General features: G+C 63.2%; 19 protein-coding genes, 1 tRNA gene and 1 pseudogene. 11 read left to right on the top strand and 10 right to left on the bottom strand.

What is annotated here, in order from left to right; all coding sequences use genetic code 11:
* The first annotated feature begins 18 nt into the window (after positions 1-18).
* The 7 genes from ASC89_RS13505 (at position 19) to ASC89_RS13475 (ending at position 9,372) form a co-directional block, all read left to right on the top strand.
* Entirely contained in the window at positions 19-1,440 is a 1,422-nt protein-coding gene (locus ASC89_RS13505) for a hypothetical protein (RefSeq protein ID WP_055876313.1), read from the top strand.
* Positions 1,437-2,183, top strand: coding sequence for a FadR/GntR family transcriptional regulator (locus tag ASC89_RS13500; RefSeq protein ID WP_055998597.1), 747 nt, complete (start codon positions 1,437-1,439; stop codon positions 2,181-2,183). Before ASC89_RS13505 ends, ASC89_RS13500 begins: the two co-directional genes overlap by 4 nt.
* A 638-nt stretch (positions 2,184-2,821) precedes the next feature.
* Positions 2,822-4,606: a nucleoside-diphosphate sugar epimerase/dehydratase gene (locus ASC89_RS13495; RefSeq protein ID WP_244488462.1), complete on the top strand. Its 1,785-nt coding sequence runs from the start codon at positions 2,822-2,824 to the stop codon at positions 4,604-4,606.
* A 220-nt stretch (positions 4,607-4,826) separates the two neighbouring features.
* A complete protein-coding gene (locus ASC89_RS13490) occupies positions 4,827-5,861 on the top strand; it encodes a polysaccharide biosynthesis protein (RefSeq protein WP_055998595.1) in 1,035 nt (344 codons plus the stop codon).
* 2 nt (positions 5,862-5,863) lie between these two features.
* Positions 5,864-6,970, top strand: a complete 1,107-nt coding sequence (locus tag ASC89_RS13485) for a UDP-2-acetamido-2,6-beta-L-arabino-hexul-4-ose reductase (RefSeq protein ID WP_055998593.1) — start codon at positions 5,864-5,866, stop codon at positions 6,968-6,970.
* Positions 6,967-8,100 (top strand): non-hydrolyzing UDP-N-acetylglucosamine 2-epimerase, encoded by a 1,134-nt coding sequence (gene wecB / locus ASC89_RS13480; RefSeq protein ID WP_055998591.1) that lies wholly within the window; start codon positions 6,967-6,969, stop codon positions 8,098-8,100. The genes ASC89_RS13485 and wecB overlap by 4 nt, the downstream gene beginning before the upstream one ends.
* A 3-nt stretch (positions 8,101-8,103) precedes the next feature.
* Positions 8,104-9,372 (top strand): glycosyltransferase family 4 protein, encoded by a 1,269-nt coding sequence (locus ASC89_RS13475; RefSeq protein ID WP_055998589.1) that lies wholly within the window; start codon positions 8,104-8,106, stop codon positions 9,370-9,372.
* A 20-nt stretch (positions 9,373-9,392) separates the two neighbouring features.
* On the opposite strand, the gene ASC89_RS13470 is transcribed toward ASC89_RS13475, so the two are convergent.
* From ASC89_RS13470 to ASC89_RS13440, 7 genes are all read right to left on the bottom strand, one after another.
* On the bottom strand, positions 9,393-10,634 hold the full coding sequence (locus tag ASC89_RS13470; RefSeq protein ID WP_162247943.1) for a lipopolysaccharide biosynthesis protein: 1,242 nt from the start codon (positions 10,632-10,634) through the stop codon (positions 9,393-9,395).
* A gap of 107 nt (positions 10,635-10,741) precedes the next feature.
* Entirely contained in the window at positions 10,742-11,962 is a 1,221-nt protein-coding gene (locus tag ASC89_RS13465) for a glycosyltransferase family 4 protein (protein ID WP_162247942.1), read from the bottom strand.
* A 303-nt stretch (positions 11,963-12,265) separates the two neighbouring features.
* Positions 12,266-13,729 (bottom strand): hypothetical protein, encoded by a 1,464-nt coding sequence (locus ASC89_RS13460; protein WP_156384616.1) that lies wholly within the window; start codon positions 13,727-13,729, stop codon positions 12,266-12,268.
* Between the two features lie 246 nt (positions 13,730-13,975).
* Positions 13,976-14,995, bottom strand: coding sequence for an NAD-dependent epimerase/dehydratase family protein (locus tag ASC89_RS13455; RefSeq protein WP_055998581.1), 1,020 nt, complete (start codon positions 14,993-14,995; stop codon positions 13,976-13,978).
* A gap of 473 nt (positions 14,996-15,468) precedes the next feature.
* Positions 15,469-15,545, bottom strand: a tRNA-Arg gene (locus ASC89_RS13450).
* A 77-nt stretch (positions 15,546-15,622) separates the two neighbouring features.
* Positions 15,623-16,309 carry a hypothetical protein gene (locus tag ASC89_RS13445; RefSeq protein ID WP_055998579.1) on the bottom strand — a complete coding sequence of 229 codons (687 nt, stop codon included), beginning with the start codon at positions 16,307-16,309 and terminating at the stop codon, positions 15,623-15,625.
* A 119-nt stretch (positions 16,310-16,428) separates the two neighbouring features.
* On the bottom strand, positions 16,429-17,109 hold the full coding sequence (locus tag ASC89_RS13440) for a pseudouridine synthase (RefSeq protein WP_055998577.1): 681 nt from the start codon (positions 17,107-17,109) through the stop codon (positions 16,429-16,431).
* Positions 17,110-17,264: 155 nt separating this feature from the next.
* Here ASC89_RS13440 and ASC89_RS13435 point away from each other — a divergent pair, with 155 nt between their 5' ends.
* Both ASC89_RS13435 and ASC89_RS13430 read left to right on the top strand, forming a co-directional pair.
* Complete coding sequence (locus tag ASC89_RS13435; RefSeq protein WP_055998571.1) at positions 17,265-18,362, top strand: Gfo/Idh/MocA family protein; 1,098 nt, start codon at positions 17,265-17,267, stop codon at positions 18,360-18,362.
* 458 nt (positions 18,363-18,820) lie between these two features.
* Positions 18,821-19,165 (top strand): annotated as a pseudogene (locus ASC89_RS13430) (transglycosylase SLT domain-containing protein); the annotation flags it as partial.
* Positions 19,166-19,645: 480 nt separating this feature from the next.
* Here the strand turns inward: ASC89_RS13430 and ASC89_RS13425 are convergent.
* Positions 19,646-20,302, bottom strand: coding sequence for a response regulator transcription factor (locus ASC89_RS13425; RefSeq protein WP_156384615.1), 657 nt, complete (start codon positions 20,300-20,302; stop codon positions 19,646-19,648).
* A gap of 487 nt (positions 20,303-20,789) precedes the next feature.
* Here ASC89_RS13425 and aqpZ point away from each other — a divergent pair, with 487 nt between their 5' ends.
* Both aqpZ and ASC89_RS13415 read left to right on the top strand, forming a co-directional pair.
* Positions 20,790-21,506, top strand: a complete 717-nt coding sequence (gene aqpZ, locus ASC89_RS13420) for an aquaporin Z (RefSeq protein WP_055998569.1) — start codon at positions 20,790-20,792, stop codon at positions 21,504-21,506.
* A 352-nt stretch (positions 21,507-21,858) separates the two neighbouring features.
* Positions 21,859-22,512 carry a phosphoribosyltransferase gene (locus tag ASC89_RS13415; RefSeq protein WP_055998567.1) on the top strand — a complete coding sequence of 218 codons (654 nt, stop codon included), beginning with the start codon at positions 21,859-21,861 and terminating at the stop codon, positions 22,510-22,512.
* Here ASC89_RS13415 and ASC89_RS13410 read toward each other — a convergent pair.
* Both ASC89_RS13410 and ASC89_RS13405 read right to left on the bottom strand, forming a co-directional pair.
* Positions 22,509-22,970 carry an SH3 domain-containing protein gene (locus tag ASC89_RS13410; protein ID WP_055998565.1) on the bottom strand — a complete coding sequence of 154 codons (462 nt, stop codon included), beginning with the start codon at positions 22,968-22,970 and terminating at the stop codon, positions 22,509-22,511. The two genes, ASC89_RS13415 and ASC89_RS13410, sit on opposite strands and share 4 nt — an antisense overlap.
* Before the next feature lie 139 nt (positions 22,971-23,109).
* Complete coding sequence (locus ASC89_RS13405) at positions 23,110-25,068, bottom strand: translation factor GTPase family protein (RefSeq protein WP_055998563.1); 1,959 nt, start codon at positions 25,066-25,068, stop codon at positions 23,110-23,112.
* Positions 25,069-25,084: the final 16 nt, after the last annotated feature.

Genomic DNA, 25,084 nt, shown 5'->3' with positions numbered 1-25,084 from the left:
AAACGACGGGAGAGACGGATGACCGACGACGCAGCGCCGCGGCCGAGGATCGGCACCATGGCGGTTGGGCTGGGGAGCTACTGGAGCCAGTTCGCCGGGATGAAGGATGCGGTGCTGGACGCGCACCGGCGCCTCTGCGCGCTGGTCTCGCCGCATGGCCAACTGGTCGAGGCGGGCCTCGTCGACAAAGCCGCGTCGGCACGCATCGCCGGCGACACGTTTCAGCGTGAGGATGTCGACCTGGTGTTCGTCCAGCTCGCCACCTATGCGAATTCCGAAACCTTGCTGCCGGCGATCCGGGCGCTGGATGTGCCGGTGGTGCTGCTGAACGTCCAGCCGCAGCGCAAGCTCGACATGGCCCGGGTCACCGGCATCGGCGACTGGCTGGCGAGCGGGGTGACCCCCTCGTCATTGCCGGAAATGACCAATGTGCTGATCCGCCTCGGCAAGCGCTTCGACGTGCTCACCGGCCACCTCGACAATGACCTGGAACTGGCAGACAGCCTCGCCACCTGGTGCAGGCTGGCGACGCTCTGCCGCCGCTTGCGCACCCAGTCGATCGGCCTGCTGGGGCGGCCGTTTGCCGGCATGATGGACCTGAACATCGACGAGACCCACCTGTTCAAGCAGCTGGGCAGCTTCGTCGACCACCGGCACTGGGACGAGCTGGTAGCTGAAATGGACGCGGTAACGCCTGCCGAGCAGGCCGCCGGGGTCGCCGAACTGCGCCGGATCTTTCCGGCCTCGGGTTCGCTGACCGAGGCCGAGTTCGCGGCAGCCGGCACCGTCACGGCCGCCGTGCAGCGCTTCGTCGCGCGGCACAATCTCTGCGCCATCTCCAGCCATTATGACGGCCCGGTGCAGGGCCGGCACGCCGAGCTGCTGGCCGCGCTCAATCCTGCCTTGTCGGTATTGAACGCGGCGGGCATCGCTTGCCCGGTCGAGGCCGACATCAAGGTGGCCGTGGCCATGCTGCTGCTCAAAACCCTCGGCGGCAGCGCCACCCTCGCCGAGCTCTACTCGATGGATTTCGACGACGATGTGGTGATCATCGGCCATAGCGGCGCCGGCGATCCGGCGATCTCACGCGAGCCGGCGCGCCTCGCCATGTCCGAGGTGTTCCACGGCAAATCCGGCAAGGGCTACCTGACGCAGTTCTTTCCCGGCCCGGGCCCCGTTACCCTGTTGTCGATGACGCAGGGGGCCGATGGGGATTTCCAGCTGGTGGCGGCGGAGGGAGAGATCGTCCCGGGCCCGACGCTGCAGCTGGGCGACACCAACGCCCGGGTCCGCTTCCCGCAGGGGCTGCGCCGCTTCGTCAACGAATGGAGCCGCCCCGGCCCGACCCATCATGGCGTCCTGGGCTACGGCCACCACGCCGAAGGCCTGCGGGCCGCCTCGATCGCCCTCAACCTGCCGCTACAGATGGTGACACCATGACCGACAGCGCCGTTGCCTCGCTGAGCAAGGGGGCGCCGCTCGCCCGCAAACCTGCCGCGGAACTGGTGGTCGAGCGCCTGCTCGAGCTGATCTATGCCGGCAGCCTCAAGGCAGGCGACACCCTGCCCACCGAGCAGGAAATCGGCGCGGCGCTGCAAGTCAGCCGGCCAGTGGTGCGCGAGGCGCTGCGCGGCCTCCAGATTCTCGGCGTCGTCGAGACGCGGCAGGGCGGGCGCTGTTCGGTCACCGACCTGAAGCCGGAGCGGCTGGCGGCGCCAGTGCAGATGCTCATCGCGCTCGACGAGCGCAACATCGATTCGCTCTACGAAGCCCGCATGGCGGTCGAGGGAGAACTCCTGGCGCTGGGGGCGCTGCGGGCCACCGACGAGGCGATCCTCCACCTCGACCACATGGTCCGCGAAGGCTACCGACTGATCGCCGACCCGGTGGCCTTTCGGGTGCTCGACCTCGAGTTCCACCAGACCCTGCTCGCGCTTGCCGGCAATCCGTTCCTCGAACGAACCGCCCGATCCTTCTACCACGCCGGAACCGAGTTCAGACGCATCGCCTCCGAGACGCCAGGAGTGCTGGAAAACAGCGCCAGGGAGCACGAACGGATCGTCACCGCGGTGACCGCGCACGACCCGCAGCAGGCCAGGCTCGCCATGCGGGACCACCTGTCGAGCATCGCCGCGACGACAGCCAACGCAATGAAAAGCGTTGCGATGCCGCGGGGTGATTGAGGGAGGGCGTTTTCGACGTGGGGGCCTTTACTCGGCATCGCCCCGCCGAGGGCCACTGTCGGGGGCTCGAGCGGAGAGATCCAGCGGTTTCGACGAAAGTCAGTCCGTGTGCACAGGCGCTCTCCAAGCGCGCGCCTTGCCTGCACCGCAAGACCTGCTACACAGGTACAGTCGACCAGAGGCAACGTGTGTCGCCGTATGAGGTCACCGGGACTAGCGGCGGTTCGGGAACGTCCATTGAGACCTTCCTTGGCGTTGTGGCCTGAAAGCGCCTTCGTCTGGATACGGCCATCGGGTACCAGGCCACTCGACTCATCCTTCTTCTCCACACGCCAACCAATCACGCGGACAGTTGCGCTCCTTGCAGTACCCGTTCTCGACACTTATCCGGCTACTGGGGACCATGAGGTGCTGCCCTTCCACTCGACATCTGCCGGCGCATAACTTCGAGCGAATCAGCCATAGGTTTGCCGGCAATGCCACGGGTGACGCTCATTGGTGCGTGACCCACTCGTCTCCGTCTGCAATTTCCTGAGCAAGCTGTGAATTGGTTAGTATTTCTGGCGAACTCAGTCTCGAGAACGCTCTCGGCCCGACAGAAGCGAGTCATATTAGTCCTTCTCGATTCCTCACTGCTCGTGCTGGCACTGTGGACCAGCTATTCGCTACGGCTGCGAGAGTGGGCGCCGCCTACTACACTGACGCAATTTACGGCGCTGGCTAGCGCGCCCGTCATCGCCATCCCGATCTTCTACGCGCTCGGCCTGTACAAGATCGTCGTGAGCTATCTTCCAGAGCGGGCTTTGTGGGTGATTCTGCAGGGCATGACCTATGCCGCGATCTGCTGGATCGTATTCTCCTTCGTTACCGAGGCGGTGGTCTACGGCTTCGTGCCGCGATCGGTGCCGATCCTGTATTGGGCGCTGGGCATTATCCTGCTCAGCAGCAGCCGACTAATGGTGAAGGCCCTTTTGGGGGGGCGCTCCGTGACGGTGCCCGCAAAGGTTGTTGCAATCTTTGGCGCCGGAACTGGCGCCCTGAACCTCAAATCCGCTTTCGCGCAGGAACCAGGCATAGCGGTCGCGGCGTTTCTCGATGACGATCCGAACCTTTGTGGTCGAGTGCTCGGCGGCACCCCGGTCTATGACCCGTCGGAACTCAACGACGTTATCTCGCGCTTCCATATCGGCGAGATCATTCTGTCGAATTCGTCGCTCAGCCTTAAACAGCGGCAGGCCTTGGTCGAGCAGATTAGCGCACATGGGGTGAAGGTGCGCACGTTGCCTCCCTTGAACGATGTCGCGGCTGGTCGCTATGTCGTCAATCAGATTCGCGAAATCGACATCGACGAGCTTCTCGGCCGCTCCTCCGTGCCGCCTGAGCCGGACCTGTTCGAGCGAGCGGTCACCGGTAGGGTGGTCATGGTAACCGGAGCGGGGGGCTCTATCGGTTCGGAACTCTGCCGCATCATCATGCGCTGGGCACCCAAGCGCCTTGTGCTGTTCGAAGCCAACGAGTTCGCACTCTACACAATCGAGCAGACCTTGCTCGCCGCGCAGCCGGATAGCGCGGTCGTGCCCGTGCTAGGTTCGGTGACAGATGCTGCACTCCTCCGGCGCGCCATCGAAGAGCACGGTGTGGAAGTGCTTTACCACGCCGCGGCGCACAAGCACGTGCCGCTGCTCGAGGTCAACGCGCTGGAAGGCATCCGCAACAACGTTCTGGGCACGTTGACGGTCGCCGAACAGGCCTTCGAGGCCGGCGTCGGGAGCTTCGTCCTGATTTCGTCGGACAAGGCCGTGCGTCCCACCAACGTCATGGGAGCGACCAAGCGCTGGGCCGAACTCATAGTGCAGCAACATGCCGAGGCGGCTCGCCGGCGCGGAACGCTCCAGAAATTCTCCGCCGTACGCTTCGGCAACGTGCTGGGATCCAACGGCTCGGTCGTGCCGTTGTTCAAGCGGCAGATTGCTGAAGGCGGGGCTATCACGCTGACCGACGGGCGGATGACGCGCTACTTCATGTCCATCCACGAAGCTGCCGAACTTATCGTGCAAGCTAGTGCCTTATCGCAAGGCGGGGACGTGTTTCTACTCGAAATGGGTGAGCCTATTCTCATCCGCGACCTGGCTGAAACTATGGTGCGGCTTGCCGGCCTCAAGCTGTCGACACCCGAAACTCCTGGAGATATCGACATCATCGAGGTCGGACGGAGGCCCGGCGAGAAGCTCTATGAGGAGTTGTTCTACGATCCCGAGCGCGCAGCACCCACCGAGCACCCGCGTATCCTGACGGCTCCCGACAGCGCCTGCGCCGACAATCAGTTGGGAAGCGCGCTTGACGAGCTCCGACGAGCTCTGAACGATCACGACGAAGCGAGAGCGCGCGCCGTGTTGTTTGGGCTAATCGACAAGGCGACATGAGTGCTTCCCGCTATCACACCCGGTCGCAATGGTCGACGTCCGCGGTGCGAACTGTTACGTGTGCGCGCGCGGCGCAGCACTCACACACAGTCCCGCTCCTCCCAAACGCGGGCGTTCCATGCACGCCCGAAAGCCAAGCTTCCACGGCTGGCAAGCCATCACCGCAACGATAGAGACAAGGAGACTTGCCCTGCCCGTTCCCATCTCATACCTACCGCCCATGTTCGACGGAAACAGCCTCCTTATCACGGGCGGAACCGGGTCGTTCGGCACAGCCGTGCTACGGCGCTTCCTTGACTCAGGCATCCGCGAAATCCGCATATTCAGCCGCGACGAGAAGAAGCAAGACGATCTTCGCAAGACGTTTGCCTCGCCGAAGCTGAAATTCTACATCGGTGACGTGCGCGACCCCGCGAGTATCCTGGCGGCAACGCGAGGCGTGGATTTCATCTTTCACGCCGCAGCGCTCAAGCAGGTGCCATCCTGCGAGTTCCATCCGCTTGAAGCGGTCAAGACCAATGTGCTCGGCACCGAGAACGTATTGGAGGCTGCCATCGCCAACGGTGTCAGGCGGGTGGTGTGCCTCAGCACTGACAAAGCTGTTTATCCGATCAACGCTATGGGCATTTCCAAGGCGCTGATGGAAAAAGTGATGGTTGCCAAGTCGCGAGAGATAGGCGGCACTGGCACGGTGATCTGTGGCACGCGCTATGGCAACGTCATGGCCTCGCGTGGGTCAGTCATCCCGCTATTTGCCGACCAGATCGCAGCGGGCAGGCCGATCACCATCACCGATCCGAACATGACTCGCTTCATGATGACACTGGGTGACGCGGTCGATCTCGTACTGTTCGCCTTCGAGCATGGACGAAACGGCGACATCTTCGTCCAGAAGGCACCGGCGGCCACGATCGGCGTGCTGGCAGAGGCGGTGCGGCGCGTACTCAACGCCGCCGACCATAGGATCGAGGTGATCGGCACGAGGCACGGCGAAAAACTGTTTGAGACGCTGCTCAGCCGCGAGGAGCGCGCCTCGGCCGAGGACCTGGGCGAGTATTACCGCATCCCGCCCGACCTGCGAGACCTCAACTATACCAAATTCGTCGAGAGCGGCGAACCGGTCATCTCGGTGACCGAGGACTACAATTCGCACAATACCACGCGTCTCGACGTGGAGGAGATGAGCCGGTTGCTTGACAGGCTTGATTTCATCCAAGATCTGGCCGCTGGCCGCACACCCCATTTGGAGGGATAGCAATGAGCGTGGTGGCCGTAACTGGCGCGAGCGGCTTCATTGGACGAAACCTCGTGGTGCGCCTCCGCGAACTGGGACATGAGGTCGTGCCGGTGCCGCATGACGGCGATCTCCATACCCATCTGCTCCGCGCGGAAGCGGTCGTGCACTTGGCCGGCGTCAACCGGCCGGAGCACCAGGATGAGTTCGCGACTGGCAATCAAGGCATGACCGAGGCGCTAACGGTGGCCCTGTTGGGGCTCGGCCGTCCGGTTCCGCTCATCTACAGCTCCTCGGTACAGGCCGCACTCGACAATCCCTATGGCGTCTCGAAGCGCGCCGCCGAAGCGACGGTCGAGTCCTACGCGGCCGCATCGGGCGCACCGGTCGCCATCTTCCGGTTGCCTGGCGTCTTCGGCAAATGGTGCCGACCGAACTACAATTCTGTCGTCGCGACCTTCTGCCACAACATTTCGCACGACCTGCCTATCAGCATTTCCGATCCCGATCGCTTACTACGCCTTGTCTATGTCGACGACGTCGTGGCGGCTTTCGTTTCAGTGCTCAACGATCCAGACGCGGTGGGCCGCCGACCCGAGGTAACGCCCCTTTACGAGATCACCCTCGGGGCTCTGGCGGCCGAGCTCGAGGATCTGCGCTCCAGCCGCAATAGCCTCGTCACCGGAGCGGTCGGCACCGGACTCAAGCGGGCGCTTCACGCGACCTATCTTAGTTATCTAGAGCCGCACCAGTTCGACTACGCGCTGACCAAGCATACGGACGCGCGTGGCACCTTTGCGGAGATACTGCGTACGCCGAATGCCGGTCAGTTCTCGGTGTTCACCGCACATCCTGGCGTGACCCGTGGCGGCCACTATCACCACAGTAAGACGGAGAAATTCATCGTCGTGCAGGGGCGGGCGCGATTCGGCTTCCGACACATTGTGACGGGCGAGACTCACGAGTTGGAGGTGGGTGGAGATGAGTTGCGCGTCGTCGAGACCGTGCCGGGTTGGTCGCACGACATCACCAATGTTGGCGACGAGATGATGATTGTCATGTTGTGGGCAAACGAGGTGTTCGACCCCCAACATCCCGATACCATTGCTGCACCGGTGCTACCCAAATGAAGAAGCTCAAAGTGATGACCGTTGTCGGCACGCGACCGGAGATCATTCGGCTGTCGCGCGTGCTGACACAGCTCGACCTGCTCACCGACCATGTGCTGGTCCATACGGGGCAGAACTATGACTATGAGCTAAACGAGATCTTCTTCTCCGACCTCCAGTTGCGCCGGCCGGACGTGTTCCTTGGCGCAGCGGGCGCCAGTGCAGCCGAAACTATTGGCAATATCATCATTGCCTTCGATCGAGTACTGGCCGAGCAGGCGCCCGAAGCGCTGCTCGTTCTTGGCGATACCAACAGCTGCCTCGCTGCCATTCCAGCCAAGAGGCGCCGGATACCAGTTTTCCACATGGAGGCTGGTAATCGCTGCTTCGACCAGCGCGTACCGGAGGAACTGAATCGCAGGATCGTCGACCACACGGCAGACATCAACCTCACCTACTCCGATATTGCGCGCGAGTACCTGCTGCGCGAAGGGCTGCCGCCTGATCGCGTCATCAAAACGGGCTCACCGATGTTCGAGGTGCTTAGCCACTACCGGCCGGGGATCGATGCCTCGGACGCCGTGCAACGCCTAGGACTCGAGGCGGAGCACTACACAGTGGTCAGCGCTCATCGCGAGGAGAATGTCGACTCACCCGTCAACTTTCCCAAGCTTGCTGGCGTGCTCAACGGCGTCGCCGAGAAGTTCGATGAACCGGTCGTGGTCTCCACCCACCCACGCACGCGCAAACGCATCGATGAAGCGGGGCTGACGCTCCACCCGCAGGTGCGACTGATGAAGCCGCTCGGCTTCACGGACTACGTGAACCTCCAGATGCACGCACGCGTCGTGCTGTCGGACAGCGGCACCATCACCGAGGAATCCTCGATCCTCAATTTCCCCGCCCTCAACCTCCGCGAGGCACACGAGCGTCCCGAGGGCATGGAGGAAGCGTCGGTAATGATGACGGGCCTCGATCTCGACCGTGTGCTGCAGGGCATCGCCATCCTCGCCACCCAGGGACGGGGGGCCCACCGCACACTGCGCCTCGTCGCTGACTATTCAATGCCCAACGTGTCCGACAAGGTAGTTCGCATCATCCTCAGCTATCGGGACTACGTAAAGCGCACGGTGTGGCGCGAGACGATCTAGCTCATGCGCCTGCTCGTTGTTACGCAGTACTTCTGGCCGGAAACGTTCCGCATCAACGATCTCGTGGCCGAGCTTAGTTCCCGTGGCCACGAGGTGACGGTGCTGACTGGCAAACCGAACTATCCCGACGGGCAACTACTCCCTGATTTCGCGGAGGCGCCCCAACGCTATGCCACCTATGAGGGGGCGACCATCGTGCGGTTACCAATGCTGGCGCGAGGTAAGGGCCGGCTCCGGCTGCTGCTCAATTATGCGAGCTTCGCCCTATCCGGCCTGCTGCTGGCGCCGTTCAAGCTGCGCGGACGACCGTTCGATGCGATTTTCGTCTGCCAGCTCTCGCCCGTCAGCTCTGCGCTCCCAGCCGTACTGATGCGCCGGCTACGCCGGATACCGAGCACCATGTGGGTGCTCGACCTCTGGCCGCAGTCTCTCGTTGCGGTCGGCGTCACCCGCTCAGCCGGGTTGCTCGGCGCCGTGGATTGGCTCGTACGCTTCATCTATCAGCGCACCGACCTGCTACTCGGCCAGTCCCATGCGTTCGTCACCGACATCACGGCGCGCGTCGGCGATCCCGGACGCGTTGCCTACCTGCCTGGATGGTCAGAGCCCACGGAGCCGCTCGGCACCGAGGTACTCGCTGCCGAAGTGCCGTCGAGACAGGACATGTTCACCATCGTGTTCACCGGCAATGTCGGGGAGGCGCAGGACTTTCCGGCTCTGCTCGACGCCATGGAGGCGCTGCGAGGGGAGGCGGTACGCCTGATCGTGGTGGGTAGCGGACGGAAGGGCGACTGGGTGCGTGACGAAATCGCGCGCCGAGAGCTCAGCGAGAAGGTGAGCTTTGTCGGCAGGTTTCCGCCGGAGCGCATGCCTGAATTCTATCGCCACGCCGACGCGCTGCTGGTCAGCCTAAGGTCCGAACCGAGCTTTGCCATGACTATTCCGGCCAAAATACAGGCCTATCTCAGCGCCGGCCGGCCCATCCTGGCCATGCTCGACGGCGAAGGCGCTGAGGTGGTGGCCGCAGCGGGGGCCGGACTCGCGGTTTCGGCGGGAGACGTCGCTGGCCTCACAGCAGCAGTACGCCAAATGATGGCGATGAGCCCCGTCGAACGCGAGGCCATGGGCCGTAACGGCACCCTCTATGCTGACCTCGAGTTCAACCGCGAAAAGGTGATCTCGCGGCTCGAGGAGATGCTGAGTAACTTAGTGGAGAAGGGCACATCGTCGTCGGCGCAAGAGAGCAGAGATCCCACTGGGCGCATCTTCTAAACGTTCTTCGATTGGCAGCCTCAAACGGATGTTGGCGCCACTTTCCCCAGCGACCCGCGTGCTTCGCTGTGCTCCCTCAATCCCCGACGTGCTGCCACTACCATTACCGGCGCGATTACGACGGCGTATGCAATTCCGGTGGCTGCGGCGACCAACCACATCTGCCCCGTACCGGCAAGGGCGACCTTGGCGACTGCAGACAGCACGACAAATATTGCCCACGGATATACTTGGACGGTGATTCTACCGAACGCGTTGAGTATCATGTTGTAAGGTGATGTTGCCGCCACGATTGTAGAGGTCGCAATGATCGCTATGAGAATCAGATGTTGCTGCGGAAATATCCTGCCGACCCACAGCTCCATGACCCAACCAGACGCCAGGACGAGGCATATTCCTGCAACGGAAACGAAGCCTGCGCCGAACAAACTCATGCGTCGTGCTGTGCGGGCCACCCAAGCGTAGTCGCCCCTCGCCAACGCCTCTGCGCTCGCTCCCCACAGGGGCATGAACAGCGTGAGAATGAGCAGTGACAGGATGGAGCCGAGCCGCGCGGTCACAGCGTAGGCCGCCACAGCCTCGCTACCCATCACGGCCGCGATTATGACGTTGTCGAGATTGAGCCCGATCGCCGTGAGTGCCGACAGCATGGCGAAACGGGCACCTAGTTTGAGCAGATCGAAGAGATGGCTTCGGCGCACTGCCCCCGGGCGGAACTCGGGGCGCAGCGCAAAGAACACTGCAGCACCGACCAGATTGACCAGGATGGGAGGAGCGCCATAGGCGGCAGCGACCGCCCAGTTGGGTAGTTTGAGTCCAATGGCAACCAAGCTGCAGAGCACCGAGAGGACGGCACCAATAGTCAGCAATAGGTTGCTGAAAGGAACGCGCTGCAAGCCATACAGAATTTGATATATGATCGTACCGGGCAGTCCGGCGAAAAATATGACAAGGACTGTCACTAGCATTGCCGCGGCCTCGCCGGTGACGAGCAGCCCGCATATCAGAGGCAGGAGGACCATTGCCACTCCTGCGACGGAGCAGAGTGCGACATAGGCGCTGGCAATGTAGCTTTGAATGTCCTCTAGCCGGCCCTGACCAGATGCTGTCGCGATACGGGTAAGCAGACTGTTGCCTATGCCGAGATCCGAGAAGACCGCCATGCTGGTCAGCGATACGGCGGTCGCCCATACACCGAAGTCCGCATCACCGAAATAGGTTAGCATTAGCGGCGTTGCCACGAGCGGAGCAACAAGCGCCATCGCCCGCCCACCGGCACCAGTGACGATGGCCGCCACGAGGCGACGGGACCGGTCGTCTCTAAGAATGCGCATGGCCATCAGGGCGTAAGTAAGCAGTCATTTTCGCATCACAGGGAATCGATGAATTCAACTATTTTCTTGCACTGCGAAATAGCGCTCTTTTCGTTCAGAACGAAGTCCCGAGCTGCCGCACCTCTTTCTCGTAGAACCGCGTCATCCAGTAACACCAACGCTTGGATAGCGTCGGTCAGCCCAGCTACGTCGGTGGATTCTGGCTTGAAGTAATAAGGCTCATACTCCTCGGGGATCCCCGACAGCCGATGCATCAGAACAGGTCGCCCGGAGGCCATGTACTCCAGGGTCTTCGACGGGAACGAGTACTTCGTGAACTCACCCTCTGGCGTTCTCGGGTTGACCAGAACGCTAGCTAATTCTTGGAGACGACGCGCCTGGTGCCTCGACACCTGGCCGAAGTATCGAATTCTCGGATCATTCTGCGCTGCGGCCACGATCCTATCACGACTGTCGCCCTCTCCACAGACCCACAACCGAATACTTGGATCGCCAACGCGACGAAACGCATCGACAAGATCCATCACCCCGTACCTAGCGGCCAGCGTTCCGGTATAAAGAAACGCCCGCGTCCCCGGCTCCACGGCGATGGCTCCGGCATCGGAGCGTGGTGCTGCCTCCGGCGCCTGGGCGATACCTTCAACGACGACATAGCGGCTGCCGTCGATACCTAGCCGATCCGCCATGAAGCGTGTCAGCAGCACAAACCCATCAATGTGTCGGGACAGGCGGTAGAACAATCTCGTCTCGACCGCTTTTGCTATGTCATAGAGCATGCCACCCTCCCCCATGAACTCGGGAAAATCGGGCAAGACCTGGACGATCTTGACGCCTCTACCAAAGAGCTTGCGTGCCAGCGCGGCGACCATGAAGGGGAGGTGCGCGGAATAGATCAAGATGACCATGTTCGGCTGCCCATGGCGGAAAAGGCCCCTTGTCGCTGACAACAGACGAGAGATTGTCTTCACGCCTTTGATGAGGACGAAGCTCTCTCCCCAGATTTGTGTGCCAGACCCGATGGTCTCGTCGGTGCCCGGAAAGTGCCACCTGCGGAACAATTGAGGGTAAGACCCAACGAATGGCAGATTGACCACCGTGGCCGAGGGGCGATGCGCGGAGATTCCTCCGATCAAACCCTTCTGCAATGCGTCGGCCGCGTTCTGCACCACGCCTTTCGATTGGTCTTGGATGAGGTCCGTCTGAGCGGGAGTGAATATCCCGCCCAGAAATACGATTGGATGGTCGTTCAGGTGCAACGGGCACTCCATAGACGGCACGATTGGGCGTCCTGAAGGTAGCCCGGCGGCAGCACGAGCCACAACCTCAGCCACCAACGAAGCCCATCGTCAGATATTCTGTGTTCAGAGGGTCAGTTGGTCAGATAGCCGGTCAACCGAAGGGTGCCATACAGGACCGACAAAGCCACGAAGACGGACGTTCGGAGCGCTGTAGTGCCTGCTTCCTCAGGGCGGGCTGGGCGAGCCCAGGCTGCTGCCCCCTTTGTTTCGCCTGTGTGATTGGAGCGCTCTTCCAGGTTCCCGCTGCCCACGATCCAGATATTACTCCGGAACGCTACCGTCCCGGTAATTTCGCGAGCGCCTCCATTGTGTCACGCCATTCTGAAATAGACCTTTCAATTTCCGCAATCCTGAGTATGCCAAGATCAATAGAACCGGCCAGATCAATCCGGTAGTGTATAATATGACTTCGTCGCCGGGGACTTGTGACAGGTGATACCCCATGACGACGCCAAGCACAGCCCACGTATCGGCCATTGGGCCGGAAGAACGTTGCCCCACCGTAAAAAGGGCAAGCAGTAGACCCATGCCTGCAAGCCCAAGCGCCGCGCCGAACCAGCCCGCGAACGCATAAGCGGTGATATGCGGCGCAGCCGGTGCCGTGCCCCGATCCTCGTAGCCATCGGCTCCAAAGATGGCGGTATAGACAAGGTAGCTCGGATGGCACGGCTTTTTGCCTGGTAGGTACTGCTGGATCAATGTTCCGCAGACCGGACCGCGCTCCGTAAATATTTCATAGTAGTATGGGTAACTGATAGCCATGCGATTTATCGCGTGTGCGGTCAGGAACGGAGTATTCCAAAGGGCGCTGCCGGCGACTTGCTGGACTTTCTCAGCCACGTCGGATGCAGATTCAAAACCAAGCTCAGATGTTGATCCCTGCTCAACACTGACAGCAGGTCGGGCCTCCGGCTCTGCCGCAAGCCTAAAGACAACGGCGGACACAAGGAGGTATATCGCCACCATTGCCAAGCTACCGCCCAGCAGTTTCATCAATAAGAAGCGGCGCTGCGAAAACATCATCAATGAAGCGACGATGCCGATCGAGAACAGCAACACGGGCCACTTCATGTTAAGAAAAACAAGTACGACAAATGCTGCAACACAACTCATAGCCGAAGCAACTGCCCAGAATTTCCCCCGATCCCGCAAAAAAACTACAAACGCATAGTAGGCCAAGAATGGCATAATGGAGTGGATCGCCACCTTTTCGGGAAAAAGCAACCTCGCCTGCATAGCGAACCGGGCCTCGATGGCATCGGCCGCACTCGCTCCGCCAAGAAACAGCCCTACAGCCTCTGACCGGTAAAAAGCGAATATGATCACGCCGTAGGTGACGAGACTGATGACCACAAAGTCCAAAATAGAAAAGCGGGGCACCAGGCGGAAGAACCCGCCAATTGGTCGCAGAAGTATTGGCGACGAGAGAGCGACGATGACCGGCATCGCGACCAGTGGCAACAGCAGAAGAGCCCAATAGCCGAACGTGAACGTAGTAGGAAACTGCAAAAATGATGTCGGGTATCCGGCGGCGGTAAGAAGGCCCACCCCAAATGGGGTTGCATAGATAAGATTCCCCAGAAGGACGGTCAGGCCGTAGCATACAAAGAATGCGGTCATCGCGACATTCGTCGAGACAAACTTACGTATCGAAGCAAATGTCTTCATGAAAACCAAAGTAGTTGTTGAAGTACACACAGCGACAAGCGAGGTGTCGCGTGCCATCAGGGACCTGACTCGTTGGGCTGATATGCCCTCTAGCCAGACGTCACCTTTAGCTACAGTTGGGCTGCACCTCAAGCTGTCCGCCGGCCAGCTTCAAGTCGAGCAAATTCATGTGTCGCGGCGCGTCGACGACGGCGTGTGTGCCGTCAAGGCCACAACGCTTGGTCCACCGAACATCCTCATGGTCGCGCCGGCCCAAGCATTCTCAAGCCGCGCTGCAAACGCTCGACATGCGGACCTACGCGTCTATGACGCGCGCTTTGGCCCGCGCGCTGTCATGTAGTCTCGGCCTGCCAACGAGATCGCGTCGGCGAGTGGCGCGCTAGGCTTGAAATCGAAAGTTGAAAGGAACCGTGAGGCGTCCACTCTGAGTGGGCCAGTCAGGCTGGCAATCTGCCTTTGCCGGCCTGTCAATGCTCCGACCAGGTCGAACGTCACCTTCGGCATAGGGTACAGCCTTGCCGCTAGTCCCATACCCGCCCGCAGCGCGGTTACTACCTCGGGCAGGCACATCGCGTCTGGATCAGCGACACAATATGCGCCTGATGCCTTGCGCGGAAAAGGGCCGGCGCACAAGCGCACGATAGCCTCGGACAGCGTACCGACGCCGACAAAGCTCCTCCGCGCCCTCAGAGATGACACGGGCAACGGCCAGCCGGTGGCCGCCAAGCGTTGGAGCAGCGACCAGTTACCTCCAGCATCCGCACCAATCACAAGCGGAGGTCTCAGCGATATGGCAACGACGCCCTGCTCCTCCGCAAGGCGCGCCACGTGAGCCTCTGCAGCGAGTTTCGAGCGACCATACGCGGTCACTGGTCGTTCATCCGAGCTGTCACTGACGATCTCGCTCGTCGTATTGGAGGTAATAGCGGCGAGGCTACTCAGGTTGATAAAGGCACGTACGCTGGACGAACGCGCCATTGAGGTTAGCCGACCCGTGGCATGCTCGTTAGCGAGGAAAAAAGCGCGCTCTAGATCGGCATTCTCGGGGGACGAAACATGTGCCAAGCCCGCTAGGTGCACGACGCGGTCTACTCCCTCGAACAATTGAGCGAGATCGGCAGTTTCGAGATCACCGCTGACAATGACCCGCAGATCGGCGTGCTTCACGTTTTCCGCGCCCCCCCCTGGTCGGCGGACTGCCAGGGTAACGCTTTCGCCCTCTGCCAATAGCGCGCGAAGTACATGGCGCCCGACAAAGCCGGTGCCCCCAGTAAGCAGAATACGTCCCTTCTCAGGCGTCGTTCGATCGGCGTTAATCATCATAGTTGCCTTGCCCGCGTAAGCCGTGAAGATGTTTGGGCCGTCGCCATCGTCTCCTTCGGATGCGCCAGGCTGTTAAGACCATACCAACCGGAATAGCCAAAGATCTAAGTGTCGCTCTGGATATGCATCCGCTGCCATTCCGGCAAGGCACGGCCTCGCCAGCTTTGCTGGAAAGTTCTGTGACATGCGAGAGCGACAAAAACGAAAGCCGGCTATCCTCGACGCACCGAAGGCACCAGCAAGCGTCGCCGTGGCGCTGCCATCGTACCTCGCACCAGTGCGACTGCGGGCCCGTGCATCGATTATCGCTGAGATCCGAGGAGCAGCTAACTCGCCGACCACGGCGCGCCGAGCGGCGGCGGGGTGTTTGTTGGGCGCAGCCCCATCTTCAGGTGGGTGCCAGACGGCCGTTACGCTTCTGTGCGGAAACAGTGCGCCAGCGAATCACCGGCCAGCTAAGCCATGGAAAGGATTGGCGCACCCGACGAGATTCGAACTCATGACCTCTGCCTTCGGAGGGCAGCGCTCTATCCAGCTGAGCTACGGGTGCAGCGGGACTAGGCAATAGGCGATTGGTGCGACGAGTGCAAGACGGTCGGCTCCCGGGAGAACCGACCGGTGGAAAGCTCAGGCGGCGCGGTGCCAGAGGCGATCGAGTTCGCCGAGCAGCCGGAAGGTGACGCCGTCGGCGGCTTCGAGATCGCCAAGCGGCTCGACCGGAGCGCTGTCCTGCTGCGCGGCGTGGAGCGCCGCGAACACCGAGGCGATGCCGTCTTCGAGATCGACATCGAGCAGCGGCGCGTCGTCATCGCTGTCAGCCTCGACATCGAGCTCGACGATGGTGTCGGCATAGGCGGCCGGCATGTGCTCAAAGGCGCTGGCAGCAAGCGGCGCGGGCGCCGCGTCCAGCAGAGCGGCTTCAATGGCATCGGCGATATCGGCGGAGCCGGCCGCTTCGGCCGGAGCCTCGTCGCCGAGATCGACGGCGGCATCGGCCACCAATTCATCGGTCGCCGTCGCAGCGTAGACGGTCTCGCCAGACTGGGGGATGGGTTCGCCTTCGACGACATCGTCGAGATCGGCGGCAGCCGACGGCTCGTCCGCGTCGCTGCCGGCGCTATCGGAGAGCTCCACAGTGTCGGCTTCCGGCCCAAGGGGCGCTTCCACGCCGGCGACCGGCATGGCCTCGGCATCGACCGGTTCGGCTGCTTCAAAGCCCTCCACCGCCGCGGCGGCTTGGGTATCGTCTGCCAGGGCGGCGACGATCGGGTCGATATCGGAAGCGGCGTCCTGCCGGTCCTTGATCTCGCTCATCGTTCTCTCCGAGCTCGGGTTGAGACGCTGGCGACGCTAAAAGGCGGAAATGGCCCGTTTCAGGCCTCAATCCGGCACTCCAATGACGATTTCGTGACAGGCCGGCCGGCTGCGGCGGCTCAGAACGGCGCCGGAACGCGGAAATTCACCCAGTGTCCAGCGGGGTGATTGAAGCCCAGTTCCTCGGCGTGGAGCTGCAGCCGATCGGCCGCGGCGAAGGCCTCGCCGGTCGAATAGAACGGATCGCCGAGGATCGGGTGGCCGAGCTCGAGCATGTGGACGCGCAGCTGGTGGGTGCGGCCGGTGAGCGGGTAGAGCCGCACCCGGGTGATGCCGCCCTCGCGCGCCTCGACCTTCCAGTCGGTGACGCTCGGCCTTCCCCGCTCATAGTCGACGCGCTGGCGCGGCTTGTTTTCCCAATCGGTGGCGAGCGGCAGGTCGACGCGACCCTCGTCGGCTTCAATATCGCCCCAGACCCTTGCCACGTATGACTTTTTGGCGCGGCGCTGCTCGAATTCCTGGCCGACATGGCCGAGCGCCCGCTTGTTGAGACACATCACCAGGACGCCGGACGTATCCTTATCGAGCCGGTGCGCCATGGCGGCGCTGGGCCAGCGCCCTTTGACCCGCGCCTCGAGGCAATCGGCCAAAGCCGGGTCCTTGCCGGCGACCGAGAGCAGGCCCGAGGGCTTGTCGAGCACGACGATATCGTCGTCGGCATGCACCACGGTGAGCCACGGTTCGGTCGGCGGGCGATAGTCGAAACTGGTGGGGACGGGATTGAGCATTGCGCCGCTCATAGCAGGATCGGGCGACGGTGAGAAACCTTGCGTTACGTACCTCATTTGCCTCTGGCAATCGACGCCAATTGCGGCGATGCTGCCTTGAAGATTGGAGCGGCGCGCCCGACCGGGCGGATCGGCCGGTTTACCGACAGGGACGGAGACACAAGACTATGGACGGCAAGCGTCGCGTTGGCGTGGGGATTATCGGGTGCGGCAATATCTCGAGCCAGTACCTCAAGGCGATGCGGGATTTCCCGGTATTGGAGGTGATCGCCATCGCCGACATGAAGCCGGAGGTGGCCGAAAAGAAGGCCGCCGAGTTCGGGCTTACCGCGGTCTCGGTCGAGGCGCTCCTGGCTGACCCGAGGGTCGAGATCATCGTCAACCTCACCATCCCCCGGGCGCATGTCGAGGTCGGCCTCCGCGCCATCGCGGCGGGCAAGCACGTCTATGGCGAAAAGCCGTTCGGCATCACCTATGCCGAGGGCAAGACCCTGGCCGCGGCGGCGAAGCAGGCGGGGCTCAGGGTCGGCTCGGCGCCCGACACCTTCCTCGGCGGCGCACACCAGGAGGCACGAGCCCTGCTCGATAGCGGCGCGGTGGGCGAGATTGTCGGCGGCACGGCGTTCTTCGCCTGCCCGGGACATGAGCGCTGGCACCCCGATCCGGCGTTCTATTACGACGTCGGCGGCGGGCCGGTGCTCGATATGGGGCCGTATTACATCACCGACCTCATCAACCTGCTTGGCCCGGTGAAGAGCGTGCAGGCGATGAGCGCGACGCCGCAGAAAGAGCGGCCGATCTATTCGGAGCCCAAGAAGGGCCAGCTGATGCCGGTGAAGGTGTCGACGCATGTGGCGGGGCTGCTGGAGTTCCACTCGGGCGCCATCATCCAGGTGACGCTGAGCTTCGACGTGCCGGGCCACGCGCACCTGCCGTTCGAACTCTACGGAAGCAAGCAGAGCGTGCTGGTGCCCGACCCCAACATGTTCGGCGGCGAGGTGAAGACGCGGGCGGCGGGCGAGAAGGACTGGACGGTGGTGCCCTACGCCCTGCCCTATGCCGATGCGAACTACCGCTCGCTCGGCGTCGCCGACATGGCGCACGCCATCCTCGAAGGCCGGCCGCACCGCGCTTCGGGCGACCTGGCGCTGCACGTGCTCGAGGTGATGGAAGCGTTCGAGACGGCGAGCCGCGAGCGCCGGGCGGTGGAGATCACCACGCCAGTGGAACGGCCGGCGCCGCTCAAGGAGTCGGTGATCGCCTAGGGCAGCGAAAGGCTGCCGACGACGGGATGGCCGGCGCGGGCTGACCCCCCACCCCTGTCCCCTCACACAAATATCGAGGCTGACGTCTCCCTCCCCCTGTTTGAAGGGGAGGGGACAGGGGTGGGGGGCAGCTCGCACCGGCTCCTGCGCGAAAGCACCGCATATCGGCTCAAATCCCCCGCAATTCACCCGGGTTCCCCCGCGCAAAAGCTTCTGTTAATAGAGACTTTATGTTCAGGGCCCCTGTTCTCTCGCGCGTTGTGCGCCTCACGCTCGCTGTGCCTGTCCTCGCCGGGCTGGTCGCGGGCTGCTCGATGGCGGGGTTGCCGGGGTTCAAGCCGGCCTCGCCGGCGGCAATCGCGGCGATTGCACCAGTGCCCGAGACGCGGCCCGAGAGCGAAGGCGAGGCCTTCGTGCCGCTGGCCTTTGCCGAAGCGCCGGCCCGCACCTCGTCCTCCGGGGTGGACGGGCTGATCGCCAAATATGCCAGCGTCTACGATGTGCCGGAGTCGCTGGTGCGCCGCGTGGTGCAGCGCGAAAGCGGCTTCAACCCGGGGGCGCGCAACGGGCCATATTACGGGCTGATGCAGATCCGGCACGACACGGCGCGCTCGATGGGTTATGGCGGCGGCGCCTCCGGGCTGCTCGATGCCGAGACCAACCTCAAATACGCGGTGAAGTACCTGCGCGGCGCCTATATCACCGCCGGCTACAATTCGGATGGCGCGGTGCGCTACTACGCCCGCGGCTATTATTACGACGCCAAGCGCCTCGGCCTGCTCGAAGAAGCTGGCCTCCGCTGAGGTGCGTTGCGCCCTAAGCCCCTAAGGCGACTTCCACAGATCTGCTGGCAGGCTGACGCCGAACTGGCATAGTCTATCCCCGATCATCACGCTGCTCGACGGCGGCAGCGCCGATCAGCGACGGATCGCCGGCTATGCCTGCCGCGGTTTCCTGACCTGGACGCTTAGCCGCCCGGATGCGCCCTTTTGCAAGAGAGGGGGTCCTTGAGGGCACATTGGCTCAGGCACCGGAAAACGGAACCACCGGCGTCATTGCTGCAAAAGCCTCACGTCCGTTCGGGAGCCATCGCGAACGAAAGGTGCTGCTTCGAGGCAGGCAACAACCCGGTGGAGCCGGGCAGCGCGGGGGCGGCGCTGCTGGCGCTCCTCGCGTCCTGCGGGGAGCATTTTGTCTCGGGGCATCTTCAGTTTCGTCGAGACGATGCCCAGTTCCCGTCTGGCCGCACTTTCGAAAAGTCTTACAACTTTCCCTGAAAGCACTCAGCTCTCGATGGCGAGCCGAACCAGTTCGGCGGTGTTGCGCGCGCCGATCTTTTCCATGATGTGCCGGCGATGCACCTCGACCGTGCGGTAGGAGAGGCCGAGATCGACGGCGATCTCCTTGTTGGTGCGGCCATCGACGACATATTGCAGGATCTGCCGCTCGCGATAGGTGAGCGTGCCGAAGCCCTTCACCGTCACGGTGGATGGGCCATCCTTGCCCTGTTCGACATGGATGTCGCCACGGAAGATTTCCTGCGCAGCGACAGCCAGTTCAACCGGCGCATAGGGCGGGGAAAACACTGAGCTGGCGCCGTGCTTCATGGCGGCCACCACCATTTCAGCACGTACGTCGGGAGGCGCCAGAAGGAAGGTATGAATGCCCAGGTGCTGGCCGCGGATGGCGTTCAGCGCCTCGAGCGCGTCCGCCATGTCGCGTTCCTCGCCGCACAGCGGCATCAGCACCAGATCAGGACGCCTGAGCGCCATGAGCCTCGTCAGAGCCATCACGTCCGGCACCATGGAAACCTGGAAGCCCTGCGCGATGAACTCGTCGCACAGTGCCTTGGATATCCGTGCTTCCGGGTGCGTTAGATAGATCAGCCGATCTCTATTGAGATAGGGCCGATAGGGTATCGAGTCCGCAAGTCTGTCCACTTTGCCACCTGAGGTTGCAGGCCAAAGCTGTTGCCGATCTGTACCGGCACCAGTAGGTAACGGGGCTCATCCCCGTACCCTCGAATCGCGTCCACATAAGTATTAGAGCACGACTGACAGAAGCCTGACAATGCACAGTAACCGGGTCGTTACCTAATTCGGCAGTGTAATTTGCGCACCATCTACGGTGATAACGATAGTCATCGATTTGTTCTATTTTGAGCTAAATAGGAAAATCCACTGCCGAGCTTCGGAAAAGCTGAATTCTGGCGTCCGCATTTGTAGCGCAGCTAAAGTCCACGTAAACGTTTTCGGGGCCTAAGCTTAACCCGGCAGCACCCGGCGCGACACGCAGACGCCTGCACAGGCTACGTTTTTCGTCCTCACCCAGCACAACAGTGGTGCAAAACCCGGGTGCGGCGATTCACCGGCGCTACAACAGCGCCTAACAGTGAGGCGTGGGAACGACTCCTGAGAGGGTTTGGTTATGTTCAGAAGACTATCGGCCGAAGCATTCGGCACATTCTGGCTTGTATTCGGCGGATGCGGCAGCGCCATTCTTGCGGCAGGGGTGCCTGATGTCGGCATCGGCTTTGTCGGCGTGTCGCTGGCATTCGGCCTGACGGTGCTTACCATGGCCTATGCGGTGGGCGGCATTTCGGGCGGGCATTTCAACCCGGCGGTGTCGCTCGGCCTCGCGATCGCCGGCCGCTTTGCCTACAAGGATCTGGTGCCATACTGGGTGGCGCAGCTGATCGGCGGCGTTGCCGGCGCGGCTGTACTGTTCATCATCGCCTCGGGCGTCGCCGGCTATACGCCGGGCGGCTTCGCCTCGAACGGCTACGACACGCTGTCGCCAGGCGGCTATGGGCTCACCGCGGTGCTGGTTGCGGAAGTGGTGCTGACGGCGTTCTTCCTGATCGTCATTCTCGGCTCCACTGCCAAGGCGGTGCCGGCCGGTTTCGCCCCGATCGCCATCGGGCTCAGCCTGACGCTGATCCACCTGATCTCGATCCCGGTGTCGAACACCTCGGTCAACCCGGCCCGCTCGATCGCCGCGGCGATCTTTGCGCAGAACGGCGCGCTCGGCCAGGTCTGGCTGTTCATCGTGGCGCCGCTGATCGGCGCCGCCATCGGCGCGGCGATCTGGAAATACCTGCTGTCGCCGGGCGAAAGCCCCGCCAATATCGGCCAGGTCGAGTAAGACCAGGTCTCGATACAACAATAGAGGGCCGGGAGACCGGCCCTTTTCTTTTGTGCATCGGGTACGGGCTAACCAGGTCGAACGCGGTCGCGGCGCCGGACGGGATCGCCAGTAGCACTCTCCCACCCACCGGCTGTCATCCCAGCGAAGGCTGGGACCCATCCATCAGCTGGTGCGGGCGGCACCGGACGAGGGCAGAGCCCTCGCCGAGGGTCCCAGCTTTTGCTGGGATGACATCGCGTGAGTCCGCAAATCGAGAACATGGCTGCACATTTCAGGCGGGCATTGGTGAAACCACCTCGCCCCAGCGAGCGTTTATTCCAATCGCAGTCGTCCATCCGGATGCACGGGCATGTTCACGCAGCATGGCATCGAGCCCAGTTTCACCGATCGACACGAGGCCGGCCGGGCGTTGGCCACCGAGCTTCAGGCGCTTCACCTCGACAACCCGCTGATCCTGGCATTGCCGCGCGGCGGTGTGCCGGTGGCGCGTGAGGTAGCGACGGCGCTTGGCGCCGAGTTCGACCTGCTGCTGGTGCGCAAGATCGGCGCACCGGGGCACGAGGAATATGGCATCGGCGCCGTGGCCGAAGGAGCGCATCCGCAGCTGGTGGTGAGCCAGGCCGTGCTGGGTCTGGCCGGGGCATCGCAAGGCTACCTCGAGGCCCAGCAGGAGCGGCAACTTGCCGAAATCGAGCGCCGACGGCTGCTGTGGCGCGACGGACGGCCGCCGATCCCGGTGGCCGGACGCACCTGCGTGGTGGTGGATGACGGCGTCGCCACCGGCAACACTGCTCGCGCCGCCATCCGGGCGCTGCGCTTTGACGGCGCGGCCCGGATCATCCTCGCGGTGCCGGTGGCGCCGCCCGATGTGATCGAGCAGCTGGCGCAGGAGGCGGATATGCTGGTCTGCCTCAAGACGCCCGAGCCATTCCTCGCGGTGAGCCTCCACTACCGGCACTTCGGCCAGCTCGGCGACGAGCAGGTGACCGAACTGCTGGGCTAGTAACTGGTGCCCGCCGGCCGGATGTAATCGGAGTAGACCCAGCCGCGTCCGCCATTGGGGCCACTGACCAGGGTCCAGTTGCCCTCGATCCGGGAAACCGACAGCCGGGCGCCTCGCTCGAGGGCGACGACCCTGGCGCTGCGCTTGTTGGGCCCGGCGCGCACCCAGAGTGACTTCACCACCACTTCGTGGGTCAGGGTTGGCGGTTCAGGCGCCGTGGCCGTTGCGGCCGCCGCGGTGACCGGCGTCACGGCAACGAACTTCGCGATATCGAGGTCGGTGGCAGCGGCCCTGGGCAGGGAGGCCACATAGCTGGGCCGCACGTCCGACTTCACCGGCGCCGCGGCGACCGCCTCGGCCAGCCGTTCGACGGTGAATACGGCTCCGGCGGTGATGATGAAACCAGCGGCGATGAGCGTGCCGGCGAACCAGAGGAGAGAGTGAACGGACCGCGCCATGGGTCAGCTCCATATCGCCTCCCGGCCCGGTCGGAGGTTAGGTCGACTGGCGCCTCGGAAAGCGCCGCAGCTCAAGTCGCATCCGGCCAAAAGGTTCCGGCGGCATTTTCCTCAAATGCCGCCGGCCTGCCGATCCCCGCTAGGTTTCGCCGACACTGGTCGGGACGCGCCGCAGCACATGCAGCAGGTACTCCTTGCGGTTCAGCGGATTGTTGTCGGAGCGCCGCCGGGTGGGCACTGGCCCGGCCACGGCGCGGTAACCGGCAAAGCTGGTTTCGAGGGCGCCCTCGCCATGGGTCAGCCCGGGCAGCAGCTGCTGCAGCTCGTGCACCCGGGCGGCGGCGATCTCGCCTTCAACCACATAGCTCACGCCCTCCAGCACCGGCTGGCCCGGCAAGGCATCGAGCCGCGCCAGCACCGAGAGCGCGGCCGCCAGCGCCTCGGCTGGGACATCGATGAGGAAGTTGTGGATCGGCTCACACACCGCGGTACCGGCCAGCCGCAGCGCCTCCATCAGCACCAGCGGCGTCAGGTTGCGGAAATCGCCGGCGGCGCTCATCGGCGCCTTGTGGCCAGCATCGGTGACGCTGACAATCGCGTCGGTCACCTGCCAGCCCATCAGCCCCTGCCGCAGCGTCTCGCCAATCGCCGCTTCTATGGCTTCATAGAATGCCACCGGCATGGCGCCGAACATCGCCTCGAGCCTGATATCGAGGCCCGAGCCGACCGGGCCGGGCGCGACGCGAATGCCGACCGTGGCGAGGAACGGGTTGGGCGGCTTGAAGATCTGCTCGATCGCCGTGCCGGTGCCGAGCGGGCGCTCGACGCAGATCATGGTGGTTTCGCGGAACGCTACCGCGAGGCCGTAATCGGTGAGGAGCGTCGCCTCGATCACCTCCTTCTGCACCTCGCCGTAAAGCGAGACGAATATCTCCTGCCGTGTATCGTCCTTGCGGAGGTTAATCAGCGGATCCTGCTCGGCCAATTGCCCCAGCACCGTCCACAGGGCACGGCGATCGGCTGCCGCGACCGGCACGACCAGCGTTTCGAGCGTCGGCGGCGCGAAGTGCTGCGCTGCCGGGCGCGGCGAGATGCCGATGCTGTCGCCGATCCGCACATCGAGGCCACGCAGCCGGGCGATTTCGCCGGCCACCACCCGATCGCGCCGCACGACGGCGCCGCGCTCGAACACCTCGACGCCGGTGATCTTGGCGTCTTCGCCGCGCAGCTGCAGGCGCTCGCGGTTATGGAGGGCGCCGGCGAACATCCTGACATAGGCGAGCTTTTCGCCGGCCGGACCGCGATCGACCTTGAACACCCTGCCGGAGGGCGGCGCCTCCAGCTCGGCAGACGGGGCGGGCAGCAGCTCGGCGATGCCTGACAGCAGCGTCTCCACCCCGGCCCCCGATATGGCCGAGCCCATGAACACCGGATGCAGCCGGCCGGCACGGCTCTGCTGCGCCAGCGCTCCGCGTAGCCGGTGGTAAGGCAGGTGGCGGTTGTCGACATAGGCGGCCAGCACCGCCTCGTCGTGCTCGGCGAGACATTCGGCGAGGGTGTCGCGGAAGGTTTTGTCGTCGGGACCGAAGGGGGCGAATGCCGCGGCGGCCGTGCCGAGCCCCTGCCCCATGCCCATCGGCACGATATCCGGGGTCAGCCGACGGCGGATGGTCGCCAGCACCCGGTCCGGGTCGGCGCCGGCGCGATCGAGCTTGTTGATGAAGATCAGCGTGGGGATCCTGAGCCGCTGCAGCGCCCGCATCAGCACGCGGGTCTGGCCCTGTACGCCTTCGACCGCCGAGACCACCAGCACCGCGCCATCGAGCACGTTCAGCACCCGCTCGACCTCGGCGATGAAATCGGGGTGGCCGGGGGTATCGATCAGGTTGATCGTCGTATCATGGGCAACGAACGACACCACGGCAGCCTTGATGGTGATGCCGCGCTGGCGCTCCAGCGCCATTGTATCGGTCTGGGTATTGCCGCCATCGACGCTCCCGAGGCGGTCGATGACACCGGCTGCGTAGAGCAGCCGTTCCGTCAGAGAGGTTTTACCGGCGTCGACATGCGCCAGAATCCCAAGGTTCAGTGTTCGCATTGCGCGTCACGTTCTC

Origin of the sequence: Devosia sp. Root413D1 (assembly GCF_001425235.1) — a bacterium.
Classification (GTDB): Bacteria; Pseudomonadota; Alphaproteobacteria; order Rhizobiales; family Devosiaceae; genus Devosia_A.
This window is presented reverse-complemented; position numbering and strand designations above follow the sequence as displayed.